This window comes from Kribbella sp. NBC_00382, from assembly GCF_036067295.1.
GTDB lineage: Bacteria > Actinomycetota > Actinomycetes > Propionibacteriales > Kribbellaceae > Kribbella.
In genome coordinates this window covers 8,285,171-8,306,680 of record NZ_CP107954.1, presented here as the reverse complement: position 1 = coordinate 8,306,680, position 21,510 = coordinate 8,285,171, and the positions used below count along the sequence as shown (strand labels likewise).

The window sequence follows — 21,510 nt, the reverse complement described above, 5'->3', positions numbered from 1 at the left end:
CGTCTAGAACTCAAACGTCCAGGAGCGACCAGTGCTCACCAGCCAGCGGCTTACCAGCCCGAGTCTGCCAAACCGGCGACCCGCCAACACTCATTAGGAGCGAGTGGGGCGCCGGCGTGGGGGGAGAACCCGAACGCGAGACGGCGACCTGCTGGCTCCTCCGTCGGAGGGTTAGGACTCGTCGGCTTTGCGGACCCAGACTTCTCGGACTATTAGGAGGATGGCGGCGGCGGTGGGGATGGCCATCAGGGCGCCGACCACGCCTAGGAGGGCGCCGCCGAAGAGGGCGGCGATGACGGTGACGGCACCGGGGATGTTGACTGCGCGGCGCATGATGCGAGGTGCGATGAAGTAGTTCTCGACCTGCTGGTAGATGATGCCGTACGCGAGGCAGGCGACTCCGACCCAGAGGCTGTCGGTGAAGCCGATCAGGGCTACCAGGACGACGCCGATCAGGCCGCCGACCATCGGGATGAACGCGGTGAACATCACGCAGATCGCCAGCGCCACGGCGTACTGGCCGAGGCCGACGATCTCCAGGAAGATGAACATGAAGCAGCCGGCGCAGAGCGCGACCAGGAACTGGCCGCTGACGTAACCGCCGACCCGGCCGAGTACCTCGTCGCCGAGGATCGAGAACCGGCTCCGGCGGCTGGCCGGGACGAGGCTGTACGCCGCGCGCTTCACGGTCGGCAGCGAGGCGAGGAAGTACAGAGTCAGGATCAGGATCGTGAACGCGGAGAACAGGGCGTTCGCGACCACCTTGCCGACGCCGAGGACGCCACCGAAGGCCTTCTGGGCCAGCGCCGGGTCCTGGATGTAGTCGGTCGCCTTCTGGATGAACTGGTACTTGTCGTTCAGGCTGTTCAGCGTCTTGGACTTGGTCAGCAGGTCGAGCCAGCCGGGCGCGTTCTTGATCAGCCCGTCGATCTGGTCGGTCACCACCGGAACGATCGCGAAGCCGACGCCGGTGACCGCGAGGATCATCAGCAAGAAGACGACCCCGACCGCGAGCCCGCGCTTGAGTCCGCGGCGCATGAACCACTCGACCAGCGGGTTCAGGCCGACGGCGATGAACATCGAGACGACCAGCAGGATCAGTACCGACTTCGCCTGGCCGAGCGCGTGCCACAGCCCGTAGGCGACGAGACCGCCGAGGACCGCGAAGAAGCCGAAGACGAACGGGTTCGACCGGCGCAACGGCGGGCCGGGCGCACCCATCCCCTCGGACGGGTGCCGCTCGTCGATCAGCAACTCACCCACGAGACTCTGCTCGTCCTCACTCGCCGCCTTCGCTTCCGCGGCGGCCTGCTCGGAATGCTTGGCCGCGACCTCGGCGTGCTCGGCGGCATCCTCCGATTGCTCGGCAGATGTCTCCGAGTGCTCCGCGGACTGCTCCGCGTCGTCAGCCGCTGCTGCGGCCTCGGCCGCAGCGGCCTTCGCCTCGCGGGTGGCTTGCTCGATCTCCGTTACCTGGGTCTTGCCGTTCGCATCCTGGTCGCCGGCAGGCGTCACTTCTCACCCTTCGCGGCTTTGCCGTCCCCGGTCACCTTCGCCTTCGCGTCGGTCACCTTCGCGTCGTCGAGGTCCGCGACGGCCTCGGCATCGGCGGAGTCGGCGTCCTTGGTGTCGGAGGTCAGATCGGTGAGCCGGAACTCGTCGATCCGGGTCTCGTCGCGCGGCGGCTTGGCGGCCGTCCGCAGGTCGTCGATGCTGCTCGCGTCCACCCGCAGGGCGGTGTCGATCCGCGTCTCGTCGACGCGTGCCTCACCAGCCTCCGAACCGATGAACGGGCTGCTGCCGGCGAACGGGTTGCCACCCTTGCCGAGCTCTGCCTCTTCCGGCTCCACAGCGGCAGGGGAGTAGGTCGAGGTCGGCTCTTCGGGCCCGCCGACGTACGTAGCAGGCGTTTCGTCGTACGCCGGTGTGCCAAACGGACTGCCAGCCGCACCACCGGCCGCCGGCGCGGCGAACGAGCTCGACGAACTGCTCGGAGCGTCATCCCCGAAGGACGGCGCCGCGAACGGGCTCCCCGCAGGCGCAGCGGACGCCGGAGCAGAGAACGGGCTCTCCGCAGGCGAAGACGCAGGTGCGGGCGGTGCCGGGGAGGCGGGCGGAGCCGCAAACGGGTTGCTGTAAGGAGTAGCCGTCTCGGAGTCCAGCTCAGCAGCCTGCCGCGCGATGTTGCTCGCGATGTCGTTCAGCCCGGCGATCTGAGCCAGGATCCCGTCACGCCGCTTGGCGAGCCGCTCGGTCTCCCGGGCGACGATCGTGCGCGACCGCTCAGCCTCGTCAGCAGCGTTGGCCAGCTCGGACTCGGAGCGGGTCCGTGCCGTGGTGAGCAGTTGCTCGGCCTCCCGACGGGCGCGGGACAGCGTGCGCTCGGCGGACTCGTCCGCTTCGGCGCGGATCTTGCGGGCCTGCTCGGTGGCCTCGGCGACCCGGCGCTCGGACGCCTCGGCGGCCTCGCGCATCTGGGTGGTCAGGTTCTCGGTGTCGGCGGCGATCTTGGAGTGCTTGTCGGCGAGCTCCTTGGCCTGCTGCTCGCGCTCGTCGGCGAGCCGCGCGCGCAGGGCGGCCGACTCGCGCTGGATCGCGGTGCGGATCTTCTCCGCCTCGTGCAGCGCGCCGTTCTTCATCGTGCTCGACTCGGACTCGGCGGTCAGCTGCAGTGTCTCCGCCTTGCGCCGGGCAGCCGCGAGCACCTCAGCGGCCTCCGTGTCGGCGGTACGACGGATCTCGGCGGCATCGCCTTCCGCGGTACGGCGCATGCTGTCGGACTCGTTCAGCGCGACGGTACGAATGTCCTGTGCCTCGCGCTCACCGGTCGCGCGGGTGGCCGAAGCCTCCTTGGCGGCAGTACTGCGAAGCTCGTCGGCCTCACGCCGAGCCTCCTCGAGCGCCTCGGACGCCTGGTCCTGGGCGAGCCGCAGGATCTGCGCGGCCCGGTCACCGAGTCCGGCGTACGACGGGTTGGCGCTGGCCTCGAGTTGCCGCTTGGCCTCGTCGAGTTGCCGCTGCAGGGGAGCGGAGTTGGCCTGCGACTCCTCCAGCCGGCCGCGCGCGTCGGCGAGCTGCATCTCCAGCGCGCGGACGTAGTCGTCCACCGCCTGTTTGTCGTAGCCGCGACGTCCCACGGGGAAGCCACCCGCGGCGGTCGCAGTACGATCGAAAAACGGCAGGCTCGACTCGTCAGCCATCCCAATGAGTCCCTTCTGGCGGCTCGGATGAAAACCCCACAGTAGAGCCTGTCAGAACTCCCACCCACCACGCCAACCGGGCCTGTGGAAAACAGCCCTACCGGTTGCGGAACCGGTTGATCTCGCTGAGGTGCTTCTCCCGCAGCTCGGTGTTCTTCACGCCCAGCCCCTCGGACGGCGCCAGCGTGAGGACGCCGACCTTGCCCTGGTGCAGGTTCTGGTGGACGTCGTACGCCGCCTGCGCGGTCTCCTCCAGCGAGTACGCCCGGCTCAGCGTCGGGTGGATCATGCCCTTGGCGATCAACCGGTTCGCCTCCCACGCCTCGCGGTAGTTGGCGAAGTGCGAGCCGATGATGCTCTTCAGGTTCATCCACAGGTACCGGTTGTCGTACTCGTGCATGAAACCCGACGTCGACGCGCAGGTGACGATCTTGCCGCCCTTGCGCGCGACGAACACCGACGCCCCGAAGGTCTCCCGCCCCGGATGCTCGAAGACGATGTCCGGATCGTCCCCGCCGGTCAGTTCGCGGATCTTAGCCCCGAGCCGCTTCCACTCCTTCTGGTCCTGCGTGTGCTCGTCGGCCCAGAACTTGTACCCCTCGGCCGACCGGTCGATGATCAGCTCCGCGCCCATCGCCCGGCAGATCTCCGCCTTCTCCGGCGACGACACCACACAGACCGGGACCGCCCCACCGTTCAGCGCGAACTGCGTCGCATACGACCCGAGCCCGCCCGACGCGCCCCAGACGAGCACGACGTCGCCCTGCTTCATGTTGGCGCCGTTCGACGAGACCAGCTGCCGGTACGCCGTACTGTTCACCAACCCCGGCGATGCGGCCTCTTCCCAGGTCAGATGAGCAGCCTTGGGCATCAACTGGTTCGACTTCACCAGCGCGATCTCGGCCAGCCCGCCGAAGTTGGTCTCGAAACCCCAGATCCGCTGCTCCGAGTCGAGCATCGTGTCGTTGTGCCCGTCCGGCGACTCCAGCTCGACCGACAGGCAGTGCGCGACCACCTCGTCGCCCGGCTTCCACGCGTTCACGCCCGGCCCGGTACGGAGTACGACGCCGGCCAGATCCGAGCCGACCACGTGGTACGGCAGATCGTGCCGCGCGGTCAGCGGCGACAGCTTCCCGTACCGCTTGAGGAAGCTGAAGGTGGAGACCGGCTCGAAGATCGACGTCCAGACCGTGTTGTAGTTGATCGCGCTCGCCATCACCGCGACCAGCGCCTCACCCGGCCCGAGCTCCGGCGTCGGCACGTCGTCCAGGTGCAGGCTCTTGCGCGGATCCTTCTCCTTGGCCGGCAGCCCCTCGAACATCCCGGCCTCGTCGGCATGCACGGTGATACCGCGGTAGTGCTCCGGTACTTCCAGCCGCCCGAACTCCTCGGCCGGTGTGTCGCCGGCCAGGATCGCGTCGAGGATGTCCTTCACGTCGTACCTCCATGTCGGTGGAGCCGCTGTGAAAGCGAGAATCTACCGACGAGTATGCCCCTTCCGCAGGCTTCTGTGAGGCACGTCGCAGCCGTTGAGACGACCGTCACTTTTCCAGTCCACTGCGTTTAGTGGTCTGCTAATCGAGCCTGCTGTGCAGCCGGACCTGCGTCCCCGCCTCGCCGGACCTGATCTGGACCAGGTCGCAGAGCTGGTTCGCCAGCCAGACGCCACGCCCGCCATGACCGTCGGTAGGCGGCAGCACCCGGCCGACCAGCAGGTCGCCGATCCGGCCGTCGTCCGCGATGTCGAACACCAGCGAGCGGTCCTGCGCCCACAGCGACAACGTCCCTCGGCCGCCCCCGAACCGCACGCTGTTCGTGCAGATCTCGTGCAACGCGAGCGCCAGATCGTCCACCTGATCGGCAGATAGCCCGTACGAACGCGCCCAGCCGGCCGCCCACCGGCGTACCGGAGTCAGCTCGGCCAACCCGAACTCCCGCCGCTCAGCCTTTTCCGGTACTCCGGGCAGCGGCACACCGAACAGCGTGAGCGCGACCTCGTTCCAGTCCCGCGGACCGTCGCCGGCCGGACCGGGGTGGTTGTCGGCCGGATCGAGCTCGGGTGAGACCACCGTCGCGGAGTACGGGCAGCGCAGCCGGAACGGGCCGGAGTGCTCGAAGGCCACGTTGAGCAAGGCCTCGTGGAGCTTGGCCTCCGCGTACTCGGCCTCGCTCCGCCCCGGGTACGCCGGTTCGCCGAGCCCACGGATCGGGCGACCGGGATGCCTTCTCAGGATGTCGGTCCAGAGCGGGATGATCTGCGCCGGATTGCGCCCGGCGACGGTGATGTCGACGAAGGTGACCTGCTCGGCGAGACTGCCGAGTACCCTTTGCAGCAAGGCGATGCGTGCCTGGGGGAGGGCGGCCAGTACCACCTCGCCCGCGATCAGGCCGTCGCGAAGGAACGGAGCTGCTCGGCGCACGAACTCATCATCGTCAGCGTAGACGAAGGCATCGTGCTGGAAACCGGCTGGACCACCGTTCACTGCGTCAGGGGCGCTGTCGATCAGCACTTGCTCAGAGTAGTCCTCAATCGGCCGCCGGGCGCGGTGAAGTGCGCTTCGTCACCGACAGTCCGGCGGGCGTGACGGCTAGTGCTCCGCGGCGGGCTCGACCAGCTCGATCAGTACTCCGCCGGTGGAGCGCGGGTGCAGGAAGTTGACCCGCGATCCCGCAGTACCGCGGCGCGCTTCGTCGTACAGGAGAACGGCGCCGCGCTCGCGCAGGGTGGCCGAGACGGCGTCGATGTCGCGGACCCGGTAGGCGAGTTGCTGGATGCCGGGGCCGCGCTGGGTGAGGAAGCGCGCGATCGGGGAGTCGGGCGTGATCGGCGCGAGCAGCTGGATCGAGGAGCCGCTGTCTCCGACCGAGAGCATCGCCTCGCGGACGCCCTGGTCCTCGTTGATCTCCTCGTGCGCGACCGTCATGCCGAACGTCTCGGCATAGAACCGGACCGCCTGGTCGAAGTCCGCGACGGCGATGCCGACGTGGTCGATCGCCTCGAAGAGGGTCTGCGTTCCGGTGACGTCCATGGCCCCAGATTGGCCTAGTGCGGGGGTGTTTCCAACTGAGTGTGACCCGATCGACAACCACGTACCAGTGCGCACGCAGGTATCGTGGAACGCATGTCTGACACCACTCGCAGCCCGCAGAACACAACTGTCATAGTCGCCGGTGCGCGGACCCCGATCGGCAAGCTGCTGGGTGGCCTGAAGGGCTTCAGCGGCGCCGAGCTCGGTGGCTTCGCGATCAAGGGCGCGCTGGCCAAGGCCGGCGTCGCACCGGAGCAGGTCGAGTACGTGATCATGGGCCAGGTCCTGCAGGCCGGCGCCGGCCAGATCGCCGCGCGCCAGGCCGCGGTCAAGGGCGGCATCCCGATGACCGTGCCCGCGATCACCATCAACAAGGTCTGCCTGTCCGGCCTGAACGCGATCGCGATGGCCGACCAGCTGATCCGCGCCGGCGAGTACGACGTGGTGGTGGCCGGCGGGATGGAGTCGATGACGAACGCGCCGCACCTGCTGCCGAAGTCGCGCGAGGGCTTCAAGTACGGCGATACGACGCTGGTCGACTCGATGGCGTACGACGGGTTGTGGGACGCGTTCACCGATCAGGCGATGGGTGCGCTGACCGACCAGGCCAACGACTCCGGGCTGAAGCTGACGCGTGAGGAGCAGGACCAGTTCAGCGCGCGGTCGCACCAGCTGGCCGCGGAGAGCTGGAAGAACGGGGTGTTCGTCGACGAGGTGGTGCCGGTCGAGGTGCCGCAGCGCAAGGGCGACCCGCTGGTCTTCGACACCGATGAGGGTGTGCGGGGCGATACGTCCGTCGAGACGCTGTCGCGGTTGCGGCCGGCGTTTGGCAAGGACGGCACGATCACGGCTGGTTCAGCATCGCAGATCTCCGATGGTGGTTGCGCGGTCGTTGTTATGAGCAAGGCGAAGGCTGAGGAGCTGGGGCTGACCTGGCTCGCTGAGATCGGCGCGCATGGGTCGGTCGCGGGTCCGGACTCGTCGCTGCAGAGCCAGCCGGCGAACGCGATCGTCAAGGCCTGCTCGAAGGAAGGCATCGAGCCGGGTGCTCTGGATCTGATCGAGATCAACGAAGCTTTCGCTGCTGTCGGGATTGCCAGTGCGCGTGAGTTGAACGTCGATCTGGACAAGGTCAACGTCAATGGTGGCGCTATTGCTCTCGGGCACCCGATTGGTATGTCGGGCGCTCGGCTGGTACTTCACCTGGCGCTGGAGTTGCAGCGGCGCGGCGGCGGTACGGGCGCGGCGGCACTGTGTGGTGGCGGCGGCCAGGGGGATGCCCTGATCGTCCGCGTACCGCAGCAGAGCTGACCTGGAGCGGGCCGCCTCCGCATCGCGTGGAGCCGGCGGCGGTAGCGTTGCCGGACAGAACATCCCCGAGCCGTTAGAGATGCTGATGCCCCGACGGACTGCACCGGTTGCCGAGTTGGTCGAGCGTGCTCGGGATGGTGACTCCCGAGCGGTGGCGCGGCTCATCTCGCTGGTGGAGGACGAGTCGCCGTTGTTGCGTGAGGTGATGGCGGCGCTTGCTCCGCATGCGGGGCAAGCGCACATCATCGGGATTACTGGGTCGCCCGGGGTCGGCAAGTCGACTTCGACCTCGGCGCTCGTATCGGCGTACCGGGCTACTGGGAAGCGGGTCGGCGTACTGGCTGTTGATCCGTCGTCGCCGTTCTCCGGTGGCGCGCTGCTGGGTGACCGGGTGCGGATGCAGGACCATGCGACGGACACAGGGGTGTTTATCCGCTCTATGGCCTCTCGCGGGCATCTGGGCGGGCTTGCGTGGACTACGCCTCAAGCACTGCGTGTGCTTGATGCTGCGGGCTTCGACGTCGTGCTGGTGGAGACAGTCGGTGTCGGGCAGTCCGAGGTCGAGATCGCCGGTATGGCCGATACGACGATCATCTTGCTGGCGCCGGGGATGGGGGACGGCATCCAGGCGGCCAAGGCCGGCATCCTGGAGGTCGGCGACATCTACGTGGTGAACAAGGCCGACCGCGACGGTGTCCAGAACGTCACCCGCGATTTGCGCGCGATGCTCGCCCTGGCCGACCGTGCCCCGGACGCGTGGGTCCCGCCGATCCTCAAAACAGTTGCCTCACGCAACGAAGGTGTTGACGAGGTGGTGGTCGCGATCGAGGACCGGCTGACCTGGATGCGCGCCAACGGCGTCCTGACCGAACGCCGCCGTACCCGGGCCCGCGACGAGATCGAGGCGATCGCCATGACGGCACTGCGCTCGCGGTTCGCGCATCTGCATGGGGACGCGCGTCTCGACGTACTAGCCGCCAAGGTCGCCGACGGCAGCACTGACCCGTACTCCGCCGCCGACGAACTACTAGACGCCCTCTGACCAAGTCCTCCCCACGCGCTCTCCGCCCGGTGGCTAATTGCCTGATCTGCTGAGAGCTGAATTCGTTGCCAGTGACACACTCGGCGACTCTCTGTCACATCCGAAAACGGGCAAGTAGCCCGGTGATACGGGGTTCTGGGCTACCGTGGTGTCGCGGCGGCGCGCCGGTGGCTGCCATGCCCCCTGATCCGTTACAGAATGGATCTTGAAGCTGGTGAGCATTGTGCGGTGGGCTGTGTTCAGTCAGTGACAGTTGGTGACTATCCGTGATACAAACACAGTCGACCAAGTTGGTTGCGAACGAGGAGTGGTGACATGCCGAAGAAGCTGCTGATCTGGCTGGTCATCGCCTTTGCGGCGTTCTATCTGTTCACACAGCCCAAGGGTGCCGCAGATGCCGTGGGAGGTGCGTTCTCGGCCGTCGGCGATGCGTTCGGGAGCGTGATCGTCTTCCTGTCCGCGCTGTTCAACTGATCCTTCAGCTCAGGTGTCCCGTATCGAGCATTCGTGCGGGACACTTAGCTGTGACGGGGCCGACAGCGGCGTGGACAGGGGAGTGAGTGGATGGCCGGAATAGGCCTGTTCCGAGCCTTCGATCCGAAGGTCCGGCGCCATCTCATCTCGGACGAGGGCGAGGTCGTCATCGACGAGGTGCGGCACCACTGGGTGGTGTTCACCGTGCCGATGCTTGAGATCGCCCTGGCGGTGATCCTGTTGATCGTGATGCTGTGGAAGAACCTCGGCAACGCGGCCTTCGCCCTGCTGGTGATCGTGACGGTGCTGCTCGGGCACGCATTCTGGCGGTTCCTGACCGAGCATCGCGACCGGTTCGTGGTCACCAACATGCGGGTGATGCGGATCCGCGGCGTCTTCTCGCAGACCGTCGCGACCACCCCGATCGCCCGAATCCTCGACATCACCCTGCAGAAGCCGATCATCGGACGGATGCTCGGCTACGGCCACTTCGTCTTCGAGTCGGCCGCGCAGGACCAGGGTTTCCGCGAGATCCGGTACGTCAGCCGTCCCGACGACCGTGACCTGACGATCCAGCGCGTCATCCAGCGCACCGGCCTGCGGGCCTCCGCCAGTGTCGATGTCGTCCAGGGCGACGACGACGATTCCGACGACGACGGTACCGGTCCGATCGGGATGAACTCGGCCGCCGAGGTGACCACCACCACGACCACCACGGCTCCCGCTCACCACGCCACGTCGACCCGCGTCGCCGGCAACTCGAGCAAGTCGATCTTCAACTCCGAACGCGGCAACTGGACCGACGACCCCGACCACGACTGACAGCTGGTCAGGAATCGAGAAGCTTTGCGTCTGGCCGGGCTCTAGGTTTGTGGCAAGGAACAAGCCACTAGATCTGGAGTGATGATGAGCGAGACTCAGGGAATCAAGACCGTGCTGCACCCGGTGTCGGACCTGGCGAAGGCGACCGAGTTGTACGCCGCGCTGCTGGGGATCCGGCCGCAGGTGGAGTCGCCGTACTACGTGGGCTTCGAGACGGCCGGTCAGCAGATCGGCTTGGTGCCCCAGGGCCCGCAGAGCCCCGATGGTCAGCTGGCCTACTGGCACGTGGACGACATCGAGGCGAAGCTGGCCGAGGTGACGGCCGCGGGTGGGACCGTGAAGGACTCGCCGCGCGATGTCGGCGGCGGCCGCCTGGTCGGCTCGTTCACGGATCAAGACGGCAACGTGCTCGGGCTCGTTCAGGACCAGTGATCCCTAGACTCCTCGGCCATGGATGAACAGGCCGGGATCGACGCGGGGATCCAGCACTACTACTCGAGTGTCTTCGATGAAGATGCACGTCTGACCACCCGCTCTGCGCAGAGCGCACTCGAGTTCATCCGCGTTCAGGAACTCGTCGGCACCAGGATCGCGGCCGGATCCAGGGTGCTCGACATCGGCGGCGCCACCGGCATTCATGCCAACCCGCTGGCCGAGGCGGGTCATCGCGTCACGCTCGTCGATCCGGTCGAGGAGCAGGTCGTGAAGGCCCAGCGCCATGGGACCTTCCACGCAGAGGTCGGGGACGCCCGGCAGTTGCGGTTCGCTGACAATAGCTTTGAGGTCGCGTTGTTGTTCGGTCCGCTGTATTACCTACGCACCGCGGAGGACCGCCTCAAAGCACTGGCTGAGGCGGTCCGCGTCGTGGCACCGGGCGGTTGGGTCTTCGCCGCCGCGATCCCGCGCTTCATCCACCACGCGGCGGTCAGCCTCGGCAACATCCCGCCAAAGCCTTACCCGCAAGCCTGGGTCGAGGTACTTGAGTCCGGCACCCCAGCACCTAGCGGCAGATTCCCCGCCGGCCACTTCCACACCGCCGAGGAACTAGAAGCCGAACTCCAAGCAGCAGGCCTCACCGCCATCGAGCTCCACGCGATCGAAGGCCCCGCCGGCTTCGCTCTGGAGAGACTGCCCAACGACGAAGCCCTGCTCCAAGCAGCTCTCACCCTGGTACGCCGAACCGGCCACCTCACAGCAATCCGCGACATGACCAACCACCTGATGGCCATCGGCCGCGTCTAGCTACTGAGTGGACTCCGCAACCCGCGCCCGGAACTCCCGTACAGCGGCATCGTCGCCCGCCGATTGGTCCATGCTCAGATCGTGGCGGCCCCACAGCCACAAGAAGATGTCGTCGGGCTCGCCGAAGACCTCCGCGTCGACCTCACCCTCAGCGCCGGCCGCAACGGCAGCGCTGGTGGCATCGAGGCGGATCGTCCACGACCGTCCGGCGGACGTGATCCGGATCGTCGCGTCGACCGGATGCTCAGTGTCGCCTTCCTCCCACCAGGGTCCGCCGAGCATCAGCGTCAGGATCTCGTCGATCCCATCGAGCGCCAGCGCCCGATCGACCGGCGTGACGACGTCATGCGCCAGCTCGGCATCGACCCGATGCACCGCGGTCTCGAGCGCCATCCGCCGGTACCAGAAGCCAGACGTCTTGTCGGACGGCGAGAACGTCCACGTCGGCTTCTCGGTCCCGGCCTCCACCAACGCGGCCACGATCGCCGCGCGCGTCTCGTCGAACAGCTCGAGAGCATCGCGGTCGTCAAGCCCCGCAGGCGGCCACGGGTCGGGCCGGGCGCCGATCCGGATGGCCTCGATCTTGTGCAGGTAGACGGTCGCGACATGCCGCAGCACGGTCTCGACCGTCCAGCCTTGGCAGCTCGGGACCTCAGAGGTAAGGCCCAATCGCCCGACTTCAAGAAGGCGGGCGGAGTCGGCCTGGAGACAGGCGAGATAGAAGGCAGCGCGTTCGGGCGGTAGAGACATGAAGAGAACGATCTCATCAACCGCCGACAGTTTCCCGTGACACTGCCGGTGGACCGGTTAACGTAACGGCATGGCGAGGAAGAAACCGTTGCCGTTCGACCCGATCGACGAAGCCTCGCGGCAGTGGGGACGCCGCTGGGGTGCCGTCGAGCAGATGCGTGCGGTCACGTCGCTGATGCGCGCCCAGCAGATCGTGATCGCCGAACTCGACGAGATCCTCAGGAAACACGGGCTGACGTTCGCCCGGTTCGAGGCGCTGGTACTGCTGACCTTCTCCCGGCGCGGATCGCTGCCGCTGGGCAAGATGGGCGAGCGCCTGCAGGTGCACCCGACCTCGGTCACGTCGATCGTCAGAAGGCTCGAGTCGGCCGGACTGGTCACCCGTACGCCGCACCCCGACGACGGCCGGGCGATCCTCTGCGAGATCACCGTCGAGGGCAGGGACCTGGTCGAACGAGCCACCAAGGACCTCGTCGCCGCCGACTTCGCCCTCCGCGGCCTGACCGACGACCAGCTCAAAATGCTCTGGTCGGTGCTGCTCCCACTCAGGCAAACCGCCGGCGACTTCGCCGAATAAGTGATGGAACCTATGCAAGTCCTATGCACGAAGTGGTATTTAGTAGGACGTCCAAGTACTTTGGGGAGGAGACCCAACCCCAGGAGGACGTGATGGACGCCGAGCAGATTGCCGCCGGGCAGCTCCGATGGCAGCAGCGGTACGACGCGTCGCGACGCCGCGAGGCCGATTTCACCACCCTCTCGGGCACTGAGGTCGAGCCCGTCTACGGCCCGCCCGCAGGCTCCGACGACCCGCGGATGGAGCGGATCGGCTGGCCGGGCGAGTTCCCGTTCACCCGTGGCCTGCACGCCACCGGGTATCGCGGCCGCACCTGGACGATCCGCCAGTTCGCCGGCTTCGGCAACGCGGAGGACACCAACGCGCGGTACAAGATGATCCTGAACTCCGGCGGTGGCGGCCTGTCCGTCGCCTTCGACATGCCGACCCTGATGGGCCGCGACTCCGACGAGCCGAAGTCGCTCGGCGAGGTCGGTCACTGTGGCGTCGCGATCGACAGCGCCATCGACATGGAGCGGTTGTTCAAGGACATCCCGCTGCAGGACGTCACCACCTCGATGACGATCTCCGGTCCCGCGGTACCGGCCTTCGTGATGTACCTGGTCGCCGCCGAGCGGCAGGGCGCCGACATCACCAAGCTCAACGGCACACTGCAGACCGACATCTTCAAGGAGTACATCGCCCAGAAGGAGTGGCTCTTCCCGCCCGAGCCGCACCTCCGGCTCATCGGTGACCTGATGGAGTACTGCGCCGCCAACATCCCGGCGTACAAGCCGCTCTCGGTCTCCGGGTACCACATCCGCGAGGCCGGTTCGACGGCCGCGCAGGAGCTGGCCTACACGCTCGCCGACGGGTTCGGCTACGTCGAGCTCGGCCTGAGCAGAGGGCTCGACGTCGACAAGTTCGCCTCCGGCCTGTCGTTCTTCTTCGACAGCCACCTGGACTTCTTCGAGGAGATCGCCAAGTTCCGCGCCAGCCGCCGGATCTGGGCCCGCTGGATGCGGGACGTCTACGGCGCCAAGACCGACAAGGCCCAGTGGCTGCGCTTCCACACCCAGACCGCGGGCGTCTCGCTGACCGCCCAGCAACCGACGCTCAACGTCGTCCGTACCGCCGTCGAGGCACTCGCCGCGGTCCTCGGCGGCACCAACTCGCTGCACACCAACGCACTCGACGAGACGCTCGCGCTGCCGACCGACCAGTCGGCCGAGATCGCACTGCGGACCCAGTCGGTGCTGATGGAGGAGATCGGCGTCACCAATGTCGCCGACCCGCTCGGCGGTTCCTGGTACGTCGAGGCGCTGACCGACAAGATCGAGGCCGAGGCCGAGGAGATCTTCCAGCGGATCAAGGAGATGAGTCCGGACGGCACGATGACCGGCGGCATCCTGCGCGGCATCGAGGACGGCTGGTTCATGGCCGAGATCGCCGACGCGGCCTTCGAGTACCAGCAGAAGCTGGAGAAGGGCGAGAAGAAGATCGTCGGGGTGAACACCCAGACCGACACGGTGGCCGGTGAGCTGGAGATCCTCCGGGTCAGCCACGAGGTCGAGGTCGAGCAGTGCCGGGTGCTCGCGGCGCGCAAGACGCAACGCGACGAGGACCTGGTGCGTCGTACGCTATCGGCGCTGGTCGAGGCATCCAGAGGGACCGGCAGTCTGATCGAACCCATGCTGGAGGCGGCGCGTGCGGAGGCCACGATGGGGGAGATCTGTCACGTTCTTCGGATCGAGTGGGGCGAATACCGAGAGCCCGCCCGCTTCTGAGACGCCGGCAGACCCCGACGGTACGGTCGGCGCGGGCGGCACCAACGGCAAACCACCCCGGCGCTGGGGTGGTGGCGGCAACAACAACGGCAAGCCCCCGGAGGTACCGGCCGGTGACGGTCGCGGCGTAGTCGTCTGCGGCTCCGACCGGACCATGCTGCGGGTCGTCACCGAACTGGTCAGCTCCGGCGAACACGTGACCGCGATCGTCAACCCCGACTCCCGGCACTACGAGCGGATCGGCGAGCTCGGCGCCCAGGTGATGGGCGTTCGCGTGGTCAGCGAGTCCGTACTACGCCGCGCTGGCATCGATACCGCCGACGACTCGGCCCTCAGTGCGCGGGCATTGGTGCTGCTCGACGCGGATGATGTCCGCAACGTCCACACCGCGCTGACCGCGCGCGACATGGATCCGAAGCTGCGCATCATCATCCAGATGGTCAACCCGCGGCTCGGCGGCCAGTTGCACGAGCTGCTCGGCGACTGCGTCGTCATCTCCGGACCGTCGCTCGCGGCCCCCGCCTTCGTGGCCGACGCGCTGGAGGACGACGAGCTGACCTGGGTCGAGCTCGGTGGCCGGCGGATGGTGGCCGGTCCGGCCGACCTGATCCGCGACCCGCACCTGACCGTACTGGCCGACACCACCTCGTCCGCGACGCCGGAGCTGCTGCCGAGCGGAAGCCGGGACCCCGACGGCGACATCGTGCTCGGTACCGGCGTACGTCCGGTGTGGCGGACCAAGGACGTCCGCCGGGCCGGCTGGCTGGTGGCGACCCGCGACATCCTCGACCGGCGGGTCCGGACCATCGCCGCGGTGATGGCCGGCCTGGTGATAGCCGGTACCGCCCTGACGCACTGGATCGCCAACGTCGAGTGGATCCGCGCGCTCTACCTGGCGGCCGGTGCGGTGACCTCGGCGGGGATCGAGGACGACACCTTCTCCAACGCGTCCCCGTGGGCCAAGATCGCTGCCGTCGTGGTCCAGCTGACCGGCATCGTGCTGATGGCCCTGCTCACCGCCGTGATCGTCGACTCGCTGATCGGCGCCCGGCTGTCCCGCGTGATCGGCGGCGTCCGTGGCCGGCCGCGCAACCACGTCGTCGTCTGCGGTCTCGGTACGGTCGGCGCGCGCGTGCTGGAGATCCTGGTCGAACGCGGAGTCGCGGTCATCGGGGTGGAGCAGGACGAGAACGCTCCCGGTGTACAGACTGCCCACCGGCTGCGGATCCCGGTCATCATCGGGGACAGCAGCAACGAGGAGACGCTCAGGTCGGCCGGCGTGCCGCGTTGTCAGTCGGTGCTCGCGATCACCAACGGCGACATCACCAACCTCGAGTCCGCGATGGTCGTCCACGAGCTGAACCCGGATGCCCGGATCACGATGCGGATGTTCGACCACGACCTGGCCCAGCGGGTGGAGCGCCAGCTCGGCCTCGGCCACAGCCGGTCGGTGTCGATGCTGGTGGCGCCGGCCATCGCCGCCGCGGTCGCTAACCGCCGCAGCCAGACGACCGTACCGGCCGGACGGCGCGTCCTGCTGCTCACCGAGGTCACCGTCGAACGTGACTCGGTCGCGGTCGGCAAGCGACTCGGCGAGCTGGACGAGACCGGCGGCCTGCGCGTCCTGGCCAGGCTGGAGGCCAGCGGCCCCTGGGACTGGGAGCCGGCCTTCGACAAGACGGTCAAACCAGGCACCCGGATCGCCGTCGCCGGGACCCGGAGCGGGCTCGCCAGGCTGCTGCTGGCCACCCGAGCGCCACACCATTCGGGCGCGTCGGGGAGGATGGACCCATGAACGTACGCAGTGAGCACGGAATGCGAGGACAGCGGTGAGCCAGCCGAACTTCTCCCGACCGGGAGCGATCGACCTGTCGTCCCTGCGGAAGCCGCCCGCGCGGCCAGGCGGAGCCCCTGGGGCACCCGCTGCTCCGGGTGGAGCGCCCGGCGCGGGAGCCGGTGGCGCATACGTGCTGAACGTGACCGAGCCGACCTTCCAGGCGGACGTGATCGAGCGCTCGCTCCAGGTCCCCGTGGTGGTCGAGTTCTGGTCGCCGCGCTCGCCGGAGTCGCGAACGCTCAGCCCGATCCTGGTGCAGCTCTCGACCGAGTACGCCGGGAAGATCCTGCTCGCCCGGATCGACATCGACGCGAACCCGCAGCTGGCCCAGGCGGTCGGCGTCCAGACGGTTCCGCTCGTCATCGCCGTACTACGCGGTCAGGTCGTCCCGCTCTTCCAGGGCGCCGTCGGCGAGCCGGAAGCCCGCCAGTACCTCGACCAGTTGCTGACCGTCGCGGTCGCCAACGGCATCACTGGCCGCACCGACCCGGTCGGCCCGGCTGGTCCTGCCGATGAGGTCGCCGAGCCGGAGCCGGACCCGCGGTACGAGGCCGCCGACAACGCGATGGCCGCCGGCGATCTGGACGGTGCGATCGCGGCGTACGAGACGTTGCTGAAGGAGACCCCGGCCGACGCCGAGGCGAAGGCCGGCCTGTCCCGGGTCCAGCTGGTGAAGCGGACCCGCGACGTACCGGCCGAGGTGCGGACGCGGGCGGCGGACAACCCCGAGGACATCGAGGCGCAGATGCTCGTCGCCGACGTGGACCTGATGGGCGGTCACGTCGACGACGCGTTCGCCCGCCTGATCAAGACGATCCAGCTGACCGCAGGCGACGACCGCAATGCCGTTCGCCTGCACCTGCTGGAGCTGTTCGAGGTCGTCGGCGCCGACGACGAGCGTGTGGTCAAGGCTCGCCGCCGGCTGATGGCCGCCCTCTTCTAGCGGATACCCAGCCTCGGCCGATCAGCTCGCCGTGAGAAGCGACCTGACTCGGTCGAGGCCGAGGGCGAGGAACAGCGTCGGCAGCCTGGGGCCGCGCTCCTTGCCGACCAGGAGTGTGTAGAGAAGGCGGAAGAACTCCTTCTGATCCGCCGCGATCTCCGGGGTCGGCGGGGCGTCCAGCTCAAGGCCACGGGAAAGCTTGGGGACCCCGTAGATGAGCAGGGTCAGGCCATCCAGGTCCAGGCTGGGATCGAGCTTCTCGAGCAAGAGATCGAGCCACTCGCGCTCCGCGGGAGTGACCGCGTTCAACCGCTCGAGGTCTGGAGTGGTGCGGACCTTGGTGCGGTCCTCCTCCTCGACGTACCGCTGGATCCAGGTCGAGGCGAGCTCCAGCCGCGGCTGCAGTTGGGCGACCGATTCGTGCGGATAGCCGACCTCGCCGACGATCCTGGCGATCTGGTCGGTCGAACCCGCGGTCACGTCCGCCACCGACGAGAGGATCTTGAACGGTACGACGACCTCCGGGGTCGGCAGCTTGCCCAGAGAAGTCTCTGATGCACGCTCGTACGCCGCCTGCTGGACCTCGTTGCGCTGTTCCGCGGTCTTGCGGGCCAGGCCGTCCCACTCGTCGTACAGCCGGACGACCTCTTGGCCGAGGTCGATGGTGAAGGACTGGTTCGGCTTACGCCGGGCGTAGAGCCAGCGGACGATCGGGGCTTCGAGCACCGCCAGGGCGTCGGCCGGCGTCGGCACGCGTCCCGCGGAGCCGGACATCTTCGCCATGCCCTGAACGCCGACGAAGGAGTAGCCGAGGAAGGACGGGGCCTTGCCGCCGAAGACTTCCTGGACCAACTGGGTGCCGACGGTGAACGAGGACCCCGGCGATGCGTGATCCACGCCGCCGGCCTCGAAGTCGACGCCTTCGTAGGCCCAGCGCATCGGCCAGTCGACCTTCCAGACCAGCTTCCCGGCGCCGTGATCGGTGTCCAACCGGGCCGAGCCGCGGTAGTCGCAGTGAGAGCAGGAGTACTCCGCGACCGTGGTCTCGTCGTCGTACGAGGTGATCAGGGTCGAGTCGTGCCCGCACTGGCGGCAGTACAGCTTGTACGGGAACCGCTCGAACGGATTCGTGCTGGCCGGGGCGTCCTCGTCGGTCGCCTTGGTGCGGTACCGGCCGAGGATCTTCTCGATCGTCTCCCGGTTCCGTACCGCGGTGAGGATCTCGTCGCGGTAGGCACCGGACTCGTACATCTCGGTCTGGCTGATCTCGACGACGTCGACGCCCAGATCGGCCAGGGACTGCCGCAGCGGCGCCTTGAACCGCTCGGCCCAGCTGGGGAACTCGCCCTCGGGGTCGGGCACCTTGGACAGCGGCTGGCCGATGTACTCGGCGAACTCCGGCGGCAGACCGGCCGGTACCTTGCGCAGCCGGTCGAAGTCGTCCCAGGACAGGATGTGCCGCACCGGCTCGCCCATCCGGCGGATCTCTTCGGCCACGAAGTGCGGCACCAGGATCTCGCGCAGATTGCCGAGGTGCACCGGGCCCGAGGGGCTGATGCCGGACGCACAGGTGATGATGCCGGGTTTGACCTGATGGGCGATCGCCGCCTCGGCCGCCTGTCGTACCCAGTCCTGTCGCTGCGAAGCTGCCATTTGCTGTTGCTCTTCACTCTCACTCGATAACGCGAAACCTTGCCCAAGGGTAGCTTCTGGCCACTGGGCGTCGCGCTGGGATATCCGGTCCGGCCGGGCTAGCTGTCCAGGATCGGGTCCGTGGTCAGCGACTTCGAGACGCGGGCGAGCAGGGCCACGAGGGTGTCTCGTTCGGTCGTGGTGAACTCGGCGGCGAGGCGGCGTTCGACCGACGCGGCTCGCTCGTCGGCCTGGTCGAGGGCCTTGCGTCCGGCAGGCGTAGTACGGGTCTCGATGACGTGGCGGTGCAGCGGATGCGGGGTTCGCTCGATCAGCGCGGCCGACTCCAGGTTGCGCAGGATGGTCGTCATCGTCTGCGGCGTGACCAGGCAGCGGCGGGCCAGCTCGGCGGCCGAGATCCCGGGCTGCTCGTCCAGCACGAACAACGCGGCGTACTGCGGAACCGTCAGCCCGGCCGGCCGGACGGCAGCCGTCTTGGCGGTCTGCAGCTCCTGCTCGACCCGCTTGAGGTGACTGCCGAGCCGCTCCTCGAATGACATCCGCATGACCCCATGGTAAGGACCGGCCCCCTTGGTCACGCTGCCTGATGTATTGGCTCTCTATACGCCCATTGACAAGCATCAGAGGTCTGATTAGTGTCTGTGCACGTATCCAATCGAGGGAGGCACAATGTTTCGACGCATCGCGACGGTGGTTACCGTGCTGGCGAGTGCGTTCGTAGTACCGGCTTCAGCTTCGGCTGGGGTTGATTGGCCGGACGCGGTTGCTGGGGTGACAGCGGATCGGTATCCCGAAGGGGTGACGTGGGATCCGACGCGTCAGGCGTTCCTGGTCGGCTCGGTGGCTACCGGGCGAATCGATGTGGTGGACCGCGCGGGGCGGGCGCGGGTGCTTGTCGAGGAGGCGCCGGGGGTTTCGAGCTTAGGGCTGCATGTCGATGCCGCTCGCAACCGGTTCCTGGTCGCCTATGGCGATATCGGCAGCGGTGAGCGGTCTTCTCCGGCGACTGCGTCTGTTCAGTCCGGTGTTGCCATCTACAACCTGCGGACCGGGCGGCTGCAGCGTCGGGTCGATCTCAACACTGCTGCGTTGAACCCGGCCGGTGGCAAGCACGGCGCCAACGACTTGGCGATCGACGGCGCCGGCAACGCGTATGTGACGGATCCGGCTGCGGATGCGATCTACCGGATCACGCCGGCCGGGCACGCGTCCGTGCTTGTCCGTGATCCGCGTCTGCAGAGCGCATCGATCGGGATGAACGGCATCGTCTGGGATCCGGCGGGTTATCTGCTCGCGGTGAAGTACAGCTCGGGGACGCTCTACCGGATCTCGTTGCGGGGCCGGATCACCGAGGTGGGGATCCCGCAGGCGTTGGTGGGTGGCGATGGGCTGGCCTTCACGGCTGATCGTCGGCTGATCGCGGTGACGAACAAACTCGGTGCCGCTGGCAACGAGGCTGTCACTGTGCTTCGCAGTACGGACAACTATCGGAGTGCGCAGGTCGTCACCAGCAAGGCCTGGCCGTTCGCCGGTCCGACCACGATGACGCTGACACCACATGGCGCGTACGTCCTGAGTGGCCGGATCGACGTCCTACTGGCCGGCGGCCAGTCGAACGAGTTCAGCCTCCATCGGGTCCACTGAGCGGTAGGCCTGCCTCGCGCTCGCGCCCGGTGTAGACGCCCAATGCCCGGAAGCGCAGTCCGGGCGCGGCGTACTCCTCCAGTGCGTGAGCTGTCCAGCCGACGATGCGGGCGATGGCGAACAGCGCCTCGCCCGCGTCCGGGTGGAATCCGTAGGCGTGCATCATCGTGGCGATCGCCAGGTCGCTGTTCGGGAAGGTGGGGACTCGGCTGGTGACCGTCGTCAGCTGTTCGAGGATCGGCTCGCCGGCCATCAGTCCGAACAGGATCTCGGCGCGGGGGTCGCGCTGGCGGTAGATCCGGTGCCCGAAGCCCGGTAGCGATTCGCCCGATCGGAGCCGGTCCGACAAGACCTGGACCGGATCCTGCAAGGCCCGGTCGAGGAACTGATAGGCGAGGGTGGTGGCGGCTCCGTGGTACTGCCCGTCCAGTGCGCCGAGTCCGGCCGACACCACGGAGTACAGGTTGGCCCGCGCGCTGGCAGCGACTCGAGCGGCGATCGTCGAGACGGCTAGCCCGTGATCGGCCAGCAGAATCAGGGCGGCGTCGAGCAGCTCGGGTCTCGCCGGCTGTGTGGAGAGCTTCGGCCACAACCGGCCGCCGATGCTGCCCTCGCCGGCCGGCCCGGGCAGTGCCTCGATCAGTACGCCGATCAGCCCGCGCGCCGCCGCGACCACCGACTCTCTCGCCAGATCGAACCGCAACGGATCAGCCGCGCCCAACGTCGCCACCGCGATCCGCAGCTGATCCACCTTCCGGGCTGTCGCCGGCGCCACCGCAACACTCGCCCTCGCAAGGTCCACGAGGACCGGCTCTGCGGGGAAGGCAACCGCCTCCAACTGCCCGTTCCACAACAGGTTGGCGACGGACTCGACCGTCTGGGTCTCGACGAGGTCGCGCACCGAGTGGCCCCGGTAGTAGAGCTCGTCATCCTGCAGCAGGCTGAGCTCGGTCTCGATCCCTTCGACGACGCCGGTGTGTTCGACCGACCGGCTCGCCAGCCGCTCCACCTCCTCGGCGGCGAACAGGCTGCCGCGCCGCCCGCGTGCGCGGACGCTGGTGAGGTGACCGCGACTCACGTACGCGTAGATCGTCTCCGGTTTCACCTTCAGCCGGCGGGCGACCTCGGCGGTGGTCAGGTAATTCTCGTCACCTTGCTGCGTCATCGCACGCTCCCGGGACCACTCATGTTGACTGGATCAATATTGACAATAGTTGATT

General features: G+C 67.8%; 20 protein-coding genes. 11 read left to right on the top strand and 9 right to left on the bottom strand.

Features of this window, described 5'->3' with window-relative positions:
• Window positions 1–171: 171 nt before the first annotated feature.
• From OHA70_RS38905 to mce, 5 genes are all read right to left on the bottom strand, one after another.
• Window positions 172–1,515, bottom strand: a complete 1,344-nt coding sequence (locus OHA70_RS38905; protein WP_328326756.1) for an AI-2E family transporter — start codon at window positions 1,513–1,515, stop codon at window positions 172–174.
• Complete coding sequence (locus tag OHA70_RS38900) at window positions 1,512–3,200, bottom strand: transposase (RefSeq protein WP_328326754.1); 1,689 nt, start codon at window positions 3,198–3,200, stop codon at window positions 1,512–1,514. Before OHA70_RS38900 ends, OHA70_RS38905 begins: the two co-directional genes overlap by 4 nt.
• 97 nt (window positions 3,201–3,297) lie before the next feature.
• Window positions 3,298–4,635, bottom strand: a complete 1,338-nt coding sequence (ccrA, locus tag OHA70_RS38895; RefSeq protein WP_328326752.1) for a crotonyl-CoA carboxylase/reductase — start codon at window positions 4,633–4,635, stop codon at window positions 3,298–3,300.
• Window positions 4,636–4,774: 139 nt separating this feature from the next.
• Entirely contained in the window at window positions 4,775–5,710 is a 936-nt protein-coding gene (locus tag OHA70_RS38890; RefSeq protein WP_328326750.1) for a sensor histidine kinase, read from the bottom strand.
• A gap of 78 nt (window positions 5,711–5,788) precedes the next feature.
• Entirely contained in the window at window positions 5,789–6,229 is a 441-nt protein-coding gene (gene mce / locus OHA70_RS38885) for a methylmalonyl-CoA epimerase (protein WP_328326748.1), read from the bottom strand.
• Window positions 6,230–6,322: 93 nt separating this feature from the next.
• On the opposite strand from mce, the gene OHA70_RS38880 reads away from it, so the two are divergent.
• The 6 genes from OHA70_RS38880 (at window position 6,323) to OHA70_RS38855 (ending at window position 11,120) form a co-directional block, all read left to right on the top strand.
• Window positions 6,323–7,540: an acetyl-CoA C-acetyltransferase gene (locus tag OHA70_RS38880; protein WP_328326746.1), complete on the top strand. Its 1,218-nt coding sequence runs from the start codon at window positions 6,323–6,325 to the stop codon at window positions 7,538–7,540.
• An 85-nt stretch (window positions 7,541–7,625) separates the two neighbouring features.
• Window positions 7,626–8,582, top strand: a complete 957-nt coding sequence (meaB, locus tag OHA70_RS38875; RefSeq protein ID WP_328326744.1) for a methylmalonyl Co-A mutase-associated GTPase MeaB — start codon at window positions 7,626–7,628, stop codon at window positions 8,580–8,582.
• Window positions 8,583–8,897: 315 nt separating this feature from the next.
• The gene (locus OHA70_RS38870) at window positions 8,898–9,056 is read left to right on the top strand and encodes a hypothetical protein (RefSeq protein WP_328326742.1); all 159 of its coding nucleotides are present in this window, start codon (window positions 8,898–8,900) and stop codon (window positions 9,054–9,056) included.
• A gap of 90 nt (window positions 9,057–9,146) precedes the next feature.
• Window positions 9,147–9,878 carry a PH domain-containing protein gene (locus tag OHA70_RS38865; RefSeq protein WP_328326740.1) on the top strand — a complete coding sequence of 244 codons (732 nt, stop codon included), beginning with the start codon at window positions 9,147–9,149 and terminating at the stop codon, window positions 9,876–9,878.
• Window positions 9,879–9,962: 84 nt separating this feature from the next.
• Entirely contained in the window at window positions 9,963–10,310 is a 348-nt protein-coding gene (locus tag OHA70_RS38860; RefSeq protein ID WP_328326738.1) for a VOC family protein, read from the top strand.
• 18 nt (window positions 10,311–10,328) lie between these two features.
• Window positions 10,329–11,120 (top strand): class I SAM-dependent methyltransferase, encoded by a 792-nt coding sequence (locus OHA70_RS38855; RefSeq protein WP_328326736.1) that lies wholly within the window; start codon window positions 10,329–10,331, stop codon window positions 11,118–11,120.
• Here the strand turns inward: OHA70_RS38855 and OHA70_RS38850 are convergent, their stop codons facing one another.
• On the bottom strand, window positions 11,121–11,870 hold the full coding sequence (locus OHA70_RS38850; protein ID WP_328326735.1) for a maleylpyruvate isomerase family mycothiol-dependent enzyme: 750 nt from the start codon (window positions 11,868–11,870) through the stop codon (window positions 11,121–11,123).
• 70 nt (window positions 11,871–11,940) lie between these two features.
• Between OHA70_RS38850 and OHA70_RS38845 the strand changes: the two genes are divergently transcribed.
• From OHA70_RS38845 to OHA70_RS38830, 4 genes are all read left to right on the top strand, one after another.
• A complete protein-coding gene (locus OHA70_RS38845) occupies window positions 11,941–12,447 on the top strand; it encodes a MarR family winged helix-turn-helix transcriptional regulator (RefSeq protein WP_328326733.1) in 507 nt (168 codons plus the stop codon).
• Between the two features lie 92 nt (window positions 12,448–12,539).
• The gene (locus OHA70_RS38840; RefSeq protein ID WP_328326731.1) at window positions 12,540–14,213 is read left to right on the top strand and encodes an acyl-CoA mutase large subunit family protein; all 1,674 of its coding nucleotides are present in this window, start codon (window positions 12,540–12,542) and stop codon (window positions 14,211–14,213) included.
• Window positions 14,134–16,008, top strand: coding sequence for an NAD-binding protein (locus OHA70_RS38835; protein WP_328326729.1), 1,875 nt, complete (start codon window positions 14,134–14,136; stop codon window positions 16,006–16,008). Before OHA70_RS38840 ends, OHA70_RS38835 begins: the two co-directional genes overlap by 80 nt.
• A gap of 34 nt (window positions 16,009–16,042) precedes the next feature.
• Window positions 16,043–16,993, top strand: a complete 951-nt coding sequence (locus OHA70_RS38830) for a tetratricopeptide repeat protein (protein WP_328326727.1) — start codon at window positions 16,043–16,045, stop codon at window positions 16,991–16,993.
• A 21-nt stretch (window positions 16,994–17,014) separates the two neighbouring features.
• Here OHA70_RS38830 and lysS read toward each other — a convergent pair whose 3' ends face one another.
• The gene (gene lysS / locus OHA70_RS38825; protein ID WP_328326725.1) at window positions 17,015–18,646 is read right to left on the bottom strand and encodes a lysine--tRNA ligase; all 1,632 of its coding nucleotides are present in this window, start codon (window positions 18,644–18,646) and stop codon (window positions 17,015–17,017) included.
• A 98-nt stretch (window positions 18,647–18,744) separates the two neighbouring features.
• Entirely contained in the window at window positions 18,745–19,191 is a 447-nt protein-coding gene (locus OHA70_RS38820; RefSeq protein ID WP_328326723.1) for a MarR family winged helix-turn-helix transcriptional regulator, read from the bottom strand.
• A 124-nt stretch (window positions 19,192–19,315) separates the two neighbouring features.
• Between OHA70_RS38820 and OHA70_RS38815 the strand changes: the two genes are divergently transcribed.
• On the top strand, window positions 19,316–20,290 hold the full coding sequence (locus OHA70_RS38815) for an SMP-30/gluconolactonase/LRE family protein (protein ID WP_328326722.1): 975 nt from the start codon (window positions 19,316–19,318) through the stop codon (window positions 20,288–20,290).
• On the opposite strand, the gene OHA70_RS38810 is transcribed toward OHA70_RS38815, so the two are convergent.
• Window positions 20,268–21,455, bottom strand: a complete 1,188-nt coding sequence (locus tag OHA70_RS38810) for a citrate synthase (protein ID WP_328326720.1) — start codon at window positions 21,453–21,455, stop codon at window positions 20,268–20,270. The genes OHA70_RS38815 and OHA70_RS38810 overlap by 23 nt on opposite strands.
• Between the last annotated feature and the right edge of the window lie 55 nt (window positions 21,456–21,510).